General features: G+C 72.6%; 4 protein-coding genes. All 4 read left to right on the plus strand.

Going from position 1 to position 4,907, the window contains the following annotated elements; all coding sequences use genetic code 11:
* A partial coding sequence (locus tag RIF68_RS27385) for a S8 family serine peptidase (RefSeq protein WP_309053976.1) occupies positions 1-1,750 on the plus strand: 1,750 nt, incomplete at its 5' end.
* Between the two features lie 223 nt (positions 1,751-1,973).
* Positions 1,974-2,876 (plus strand): diiron oxygenase, encoded by a 903-nt coding sequence (locus tag RIF68_RS27390; protein WP_309053977.1) that lies wholly within the window; start codon positions 1,974-1,976, stop codon positions 2,874-2,876.
* A gap of 27 nt (positions 2,877-2,903) precedes the next feature.
* Entirely contained in the window at positions 2,904-4,586 is a 1,683-nt protein-coding gene (locus RIF68_RS27395; RefSeq protein WP_309053978.1) for an FAD-dependent oxidoreductase, read from the plus strand.
* Positions 4,587-4,656: 70 nt separating this feature from the next.
* Positions 4,657-4,907 (plus strand): DUF6328 family protein (locus RIF68_RS27400; protein WP_309053979.1); only part of this gene is annotated, 251 nt, incomplete at its 3' end.

Below are 4,907 nucleotides of genomic sequence, written 5' to 3' on the forward strand. Positions count from 1 at the left end.
GCTCGCCGCCCCCGCCGGTCTCGCCCACGCGGTGCCCACGGACGTCGATCCGGTCACGGCCCGCTCGGCCCCCGAGACGGCGGCGACGGCCACGACGGGCACCGCGGCTGCCGCCTGGGCGGCCGGCACCCGCGCGTACCTGGTCATCACCACGCCCGGCGACACCACGGCGGTCCGCAACGCGGTCACCGCCAAGGGCGGCTCGGTCTTCGCCTCGTACGACGCGATCGGCGTGATCGTCGCCCATTCGGCCTCCGCCACCTTCGCCCCGGCGATGCGCGCGGTCAGCGGCGTCCAGCAGGTCGGCGCGACCCGTACCTCCGACGTCCCGGCCGACGCCTACAACCCGGCGCTCCCCGCGAACCCGGCGCAGTCGACGACGACGCTCACCGAGTCCAACCGCTGGGACATGACGCAGATCAAGGCCGATCAGGCCTGGGCCGTGACGACCGGCTCGGCCGCGGTGAAGGTCGGCGTCCTCGACACCGGCGTGGACGACCGGCACCAGGACATCGCGCCCAACTTCAACGCCGCGGACTCGGTCTCCTGCGCCTACGGCAAGGCGGACACCCGTGCGGGCGCGTGGCGGGACGTGGACACCCACGGCACGCACGTGGCGGGCACGATCGCCGCGGCGAAGAACGGCAAGGGCGTCGTCGGCGTCGCCCCGGGCGTGAAGATCGCCTCGGTGCGCATCGCGGAGCCGACCACGGCCCTGTTCTTCGCCGAGAACACCATCTGCGGGTTCATGTGGGCCGGTGACCACGGCTTCAAGGTGACCAACAACAGCTATTACACGGATCCGTGGCAGTTCAACTGCCCGGACGACCTGGACCAGGCCGCCATCATCGAGGGCGTGCGCCGGGCCCAGGAGTACGCGGAGAACAAGGGCTCGCTCCAGATCGCGGCGGCCGGCAACTCCAACTACGACCTGGCCAACAAGACGACCGACTCCGAGAGCCCCAACGACTCGACCAAGGTCACCCGCACCATCACCAACGCCTGTGTCGACATCCCGACCGAGCTGCCGGGCGTGGTGACCGTCGCCGCGCAGGCCAGTGGCGGCGCCAAGGCCTCGTACTCGAACTTCGGCAACGGCGTCATCGACATCGCCGCCCCCGGCGGCGACGGCGCGACCGGCGTGTACTCGACGCTGCCGGGCGGCAAGTACGGCAGCAAGAGCGGTACGTCGATGGCCTCGCCGCACGTGGCCGGGGTCGCCGCGCTGATGCTCAGCGTGGACCCGGCGCTCACCCCTGCGCGGCTGCGCGACCGGCTCGCGGCGGAGGCGACGGACCGGGCGTGCCCGTCGGACAGCCGTTGCACCGGCACCACCACGAAGAATGGTTTCTTCGGTGAGGGCGCGGTCGACGCGCTCAAGGCCGTCGGGGGCGCGACCCCGCCGCCCGGCGCGTACTTCGAGAACCTCACCGACGTCACCGTCCCGGACAACACCACGGTGGAGAGCCCGATCACGGTGAGCGGGGTGGCGGGCAACGCGCCGGCCACGCTCAAGGTGGGGGTGGACATCACGCACACGTACATCGGTGACCTGAAGGTGGACCTGGTGGCCCCGGACGGCACGGTGTACACGCTGCACAACCGGACCGGAGCCGGGACGGACAACCTCGTGCAGAGCTACACGGTCAACGCCTCGGCGGAGGTCGCGAACGGGGTGTGGAAGCTGCGTGTGAACGACAACGCGACCCAGGACACCGGGCGGATCAACGCCTGGAACCTGACCTTCTGACGCGCCCCCACCCGGGGAACGGGGCCGGAGCCGAGAGGTTCCGGCCCCGTTCGCGTGCCCGGCTCCGTTCGTACGGCCCGGTCCGGGGGCGTCTCGCGGAAGAAAGTGCGTACCGGGGGTAGGCCTGCCCCGCCCCCTTGCTATACGTTCCGTCTAACAAGCTTGCTAGACGGGACGTCTAACAAGCCTCCGAGCCGATTCGCGCGATCCAAGGAGCCGCACCATGGCAAGCAGCACCGTTCGCCCGGACAACCAGGACGACGACGTCGCCGAGCGTCTCCTCCGGTCGGCCGCGAAGCTGTCGTACGACCCGGCGGTCGAGGTCGACTGGGACACGCCGCTCGACAAGGGCTTCCACGGCCAGAGCCCGGAGTGGAACAGCCTCTACGGCACCGCGTACTGGAACGAGATGACCGAGGAGCAGCGCAAGGAGCTGACCCGCCAGGAGTCCGCCTCCGTGGCCAGCACCGGCATCTGGTTCGAGATGATCCTCCAGCAGATGGTCCTCCGTGACATCTACCGCATGGACCACACCGACCCCCGCTTCCAGTGGGCCCTCACCGAGATCGCCGACGAGTGCCGGCACTCGATCATGTTCGCCCGGGGCTCCCAGAAGCTCGGCGCGCCGGCGTACCGGCCCGGGCGGGCCGTGATGGAGCTCGGCCGGGTCATGAAGACCGTCGGTTTCGGCGAGGCCGCCTACGCCGGCATCCTCGTCGCCGAGGAGGTCCTCGACGTGATGCAGCGCGACTGGATGCGCGACGAGCGGGTGGTGCCCTTCGTGCGCACCATCAACAACATCCATGTCGTCGAGGAGTCCCGGCACATGAAGTTCGCCCGGGACGAGACGCGGCGCCACCTGGCCCGCGCGAGCCGGCCCCGGCGGCACTTCCAGTCCCTCGTGGTAGCCATCGCCGCGTACTACATCATCACCAGCCTGGTCAGCCCCGAGGTGTACGTGCGCGCCGGACTCGACCCCGAGCGCGCCCGCCGCGAGGCCGCCGCCAACGAGCACTACAAGGCGCAACTCCGCGCCAGCTGCGCGGGGCTGATGGAGTTCCTGTCGGACGTCGGCATGCTGACCCGGCCGGCCGTCTTCTTCTACAAGCGCGCCCACCTCCTCTGACCCTCCGAGCCGAGCAGAGCCGCCGCCATGACCTACGCCATCACCCAGACCTGCTGCAACGACGCCACCTGCGTGGCCGTCTGCCCGGTCAACTGCATCCATCCGACGCCGGACGAGCCGGACTTCGGCACCACCGAGATGCTCTACATCGACCCGAGGAGCTGCATCGACTGCGGCGCCTGTGCCGACGCCTGCCCGGTCGACGCGATCTTCCCGGTGGACCGGCTCACCGGGAAGCTGCGCGCCTACGAGGCCATCAACGCCGCCCACTTCACCGACCGCGAGCCGGCCCCGGCCGCCGCCTCCCCCACCTTCCACAGCTGGGGCGAACCGCGCTTCGACCGTTCGCTGCCCTCCGACTTCGCCCCGATCCGGGTCGCGGTCGTCGGCACCGGTCCGGCCGGCATGTACGCGGCCGAGGACCTGCTGCTGCACACCAACGCCGAGGTGACGCTGATCGACCGGCTGCCGGTGGCCGGCGGTCTCGTCCGGTACGGCGTGGCCCCGGACCATCCGTCGACCAAGGGGGCCGGGGACGGCTTCGCGCGCTTCCACACCCACCCGCGGGCGCGGCTGCGCCTCGGGGTGGAGATCGGCCGGGACGTCTCCGCCGAGGAGCTCGCCGCGCACCACGACGCGGTGATCTACGCGGTCGGCGCGCCCTCCGACCGGCGGCTCGGGATCCCCGGCGAGGACCTGCCCGGCAGCGTGCCGGCCTCCGCCCTCGTCTCCTGGTACAACGCGCACCCGGAGACCGGCCCGGCCGCCGTCATGCCGGCGGCGGCCGAGCGCGTCGTCGTCGTGGGCAACGGAAACGTCGCCCTCGACGTGGCCCGGATCCTGGTCACCGACCCGGAGGGGCTCGCCGCGACCGACATCGCGGACCACGCCCTCGCCGCCCTGCGGGCCTCACGGGTACGGGAGGTCGTGCTCCTCGGCCGGCGCGGACCCGAGCACGCCGCGTACACCACCTCGGAGCTCCTCGCCCTCACCGACCTGCCCGGCGTCGACCTCGTCGTCGACGACCACGACCCGCGCGTGGGCGCGGCGGTGGACGCGGCGGCGCCCGGCGGGAAGGCGGCGCTGCTGCGCGGGGTCGCCCGCGAGACGGTGGACTGGAGCCGGGGACCGGCCGAGGGGCGGCGCCGGATCGTGCTGCGCTTCCACTCCTCCCCGGTCGAGGCCCTCGGCGGCGAGCGGGTGGAGGCCGTGCGCGTCACGGGCGCCGGGGCGGCGGGCGGAGCCGACGGCGACGGCGTGGACCTGGCGGCCGGACTGCTCGTACGGGCCGTCGGCTACCGGGGCGTACGGGTCCCCGGACTGCCCTTCGACGAGACCACCGGCACCGTGCCGCACACCGGGGGCCGGGTGGAGGGGATGCCCGGCACCTACGTCGTCGGCTGGATCAAACGCGGACCGTCCGGGGGCATCGGCGCCAACCGCGCCTGCGCCGCCGAGACCGTCGGCGGCCTCCTCGCGGACGCGGTCGCCGGGACGCTGCCGCGGCCCACGGGCTCGGCGAAGGACTTCGAGCGGCTGGCCCGGAAGCGGAGCCGGACGCTCGTCGACGCCCGGGGCCTCGCCGCCATCGACCGGACGGAACGCGCCCGGGGCGCGGAGGCGGGGCGGCCCCGCGTCAAGCTCGCCACCGTGCCCGAACTGGTCGCGGCGGCACGCGGTGCCGGCCGGTGGCGGCGGCGGGCCGGCTGACCCGCCGACAGACCGCCCCGCAGGCCCGGGAGACAGGTGTACGAATGCGGCTCCGGGGCACCCGCTTGCCATGAGCAGCAGTGAGAGATCCGATGACCGTCCGGCGGGCAGCTCCACGTCGGACGACGGCCGCAACGAGACCCCCATGGAGCGGGCGGACAGGCAGTGGAGCGAGCTGCTCCAGGAACTCCGGGTGGCGCAGACGGGTGTGCAGATCCTCTTCGGCTTCCTGCTCGCCGTGGTCTTCCAGCCGCGCTTCTCGGACCTGGGGTCGGTGGACAGGACGATCTACGTCGTCACGGTGTTCTGCGGGGCGGCGGC

It is taken from the genome of Streptomyces sp. (genome assembly GCF_031178505.1).
GTDB classification, from domain to species: Bacteria; Actinomycetota; Actinomycetes; order Streptomycetales; family Streptomycetaceae; genus Streptomyces; species Streptomyces gulbargensis.